Source organism: Streptomyces sp. NPDC001002, from assembly GCF_053599215.1.
Window position 1 is genome coordinate 1 of record NZ_JBSFLV010000306.1, and the last position, 1,978, is coordinate 1,978.

General features: G+C 69.0%; 3 protein-coding genes. All 3 read left to right on the plus strand.

What is annotated here, in order from left to right; genetic code table 11:
* On the plus strand, positions 1–802 hold an 802-nt coding region (locus ACWDR3_RS47690), incomplete at its 5' end, for an ATP-binding cassette domain-containing protein (protein WP_450358936.1).
* Position 803: 1 nt separating this feature from the next.
* On the plus strand, positions 804–1,706 hold the full coding sequence (locus ACWDR3_RS47695) for a sugar phosphate isomerase/epimerase family protein (RefSeq protein ID WP_450358937.1): 903 nt from the start codon (positions 804–806) through the stop codon (positions 1,704–1,706).
* Positions 1,707–1,725: 19 nt separating this feature from the next.
* Positions 1,726–1,978 (plus strand): Gfo/Idh/MocA family oxidoreductase (locus tag ACWDR3_RS47700; RefSeq protein WP_450358938.1); only part of this gene is annotated, 253 nt, incomplete at its 3' end.

Below are 1,978 nucleotides of genomic sequence, written 5' to 3' on the forward strand. Positions count from 1 at the left end.
CCGCGCCCTGCACGGCGTCGACCTCCAGGTCTTCCCCGGCCAGGTCACCTGCGTCCTCGGTGACAACGGCGCGGGCAAGTCCACGCTGATCAAAATCATCTCGGGTCTGCATCAGCACACCGAGGGCGAGTTCCTCGTCGACGGCGTCCCGGTGCGTTTCTCCACCCCCCGCGAGGCTCTCGACAAGGGCATCGCGACGGTCTACCAGGACCTGGCGACCGTGCCGTTGATGCCGGTGTGGCGCAACTTCTTCCTCGGCTCCGAGATGACCAAGGGCCCCTGGCCCATCCGTCGCCTCGACATTGACAAGATGAAGAAGACCGCAGACCACGAGCTGCGGGAGATGGGCATCATCCTGGACGACCTGGAGCAGCCCATCGGCACGCTCTCGGGCGGCCAGCGCCAGTGTGTGGCGATCGCCCGCGCCGTCTACTTCGGCGCCCGTGTGCTGATCCTGGACGAGCCCACCGCCGCACTCGGCGTCAAGCAGTCCGGTGTCGTGCTCAAGTACGTCGCCGCGGCCCGTGAGCGCGGCCTGGGCGTCATCTTCATCACCCACAACCCGCACCACGCCTACATGGTCGGCGACCACTTCAGCGTGCTGCGCCTGGGCACCATGGAGTTGTCCGCTTCCCGCTCGGAGGTCAGTCTCGAAGAGCTGACCAACCACATGGCCGGCGGCACCGAACTCGCCGCCCTCAAGCACGAGTTGTCCCAGGTGCGCGGCGTCGACGTCGACGAACTGCCGGAAGCGAAGGACCTCACCGCACCCGTGGCGACCGCCTCCGAAGGGAAAGCCTGAGATGGCGAACGCCCTCGACCGCATCAGGGTCGGCTCGGCGCCCGACTCCTGGGGCGTCTGGTTCCCGGACGACCCGCAGCAGGTGCCCTGGGAACGTTTCCTGGACGAGGTCGCCCAGGCCGGCTACCCGTGGATCGAGCTGGGCCCGTACGGCTATCTGCCGACCGACCCGGCCCGTCTCACCGACGAGATCGCCAAGCGCGACCTCAAGGTCTCGGCCGGCACGGTCTTCACCGGCCTGCACCGCGGCCCGTCCGTCTGGGAGTCCACCTGGGAGCACGTGAGCCAAGTGGCCGCGCTCACCCAGGCGATGGACGCCAAGCACCTCGTCGTCATCCCGTCCTTCTGGCGCGACGACAAGACCGCCGAGATCCTGGAGCCGCCGGAGCTGACCGCCGAGCAGTGGGCCCATCTGACCAAGGGCATGGAACGGCTCGGTCACGAGGTGAAGGAGGCGTACGGCCTCGACATCGTCGTGCACCCGCACGCCGACACCCACATCGACACCGAGGACCACGTCGAGCGTTTCCTCGACTCGACCGACTCCGAACTGGTCAACCTCTGCCTGGACACCGGTCATTACGCCTACTGCGGCGGCGACAGCGTCAAGCTGATCGAGACCTACGGCGAGCGCATCGGCTACCTCCACCTCAAGCAGGTCGACCCGGAGATCCTCGCCGACGTCGTCGCCGACGAGGTGCCGTTCGGGCCGGCCGTGCAGCGCGGTGTGATGTGCGAACCGCCCACCGGCGTACCGGAGTTGGGTCCGGTCCTGGAGGCCGCGCAGAAGCTCGGCGTGGAGCTGTTCGCCATCGTCGAGCAGGACATGTACCCGTGCGAGCCGGACAAGCCACTGCCGATCGCGGAGCGCACCCGCAAGTTCCTGAGGTCCTGCGGCGCCTGACCACCCGAGGGGGACGACCATGGCTCAGCGTGGAACGCTAGGAGTGGCCGTCGTCGGCACCGGCAAGATGGGCGCCGACCACGTCCGCCGTATCCAGGAAGTCACCAGCGGGGCCCGGGTGAGCGCCGTGGTGGACGTCGACGCGGAGCGCGCGAAGGCCGTCGCCGCCCGGGTCGACGGCTGCACCGCGTACACCGACCCGGCCGCCGCGATGGCGCGGCGACGGCACCAGGCCGGACACCCACGGTCCGTTCGGCCGAAGCGAGCGCCGC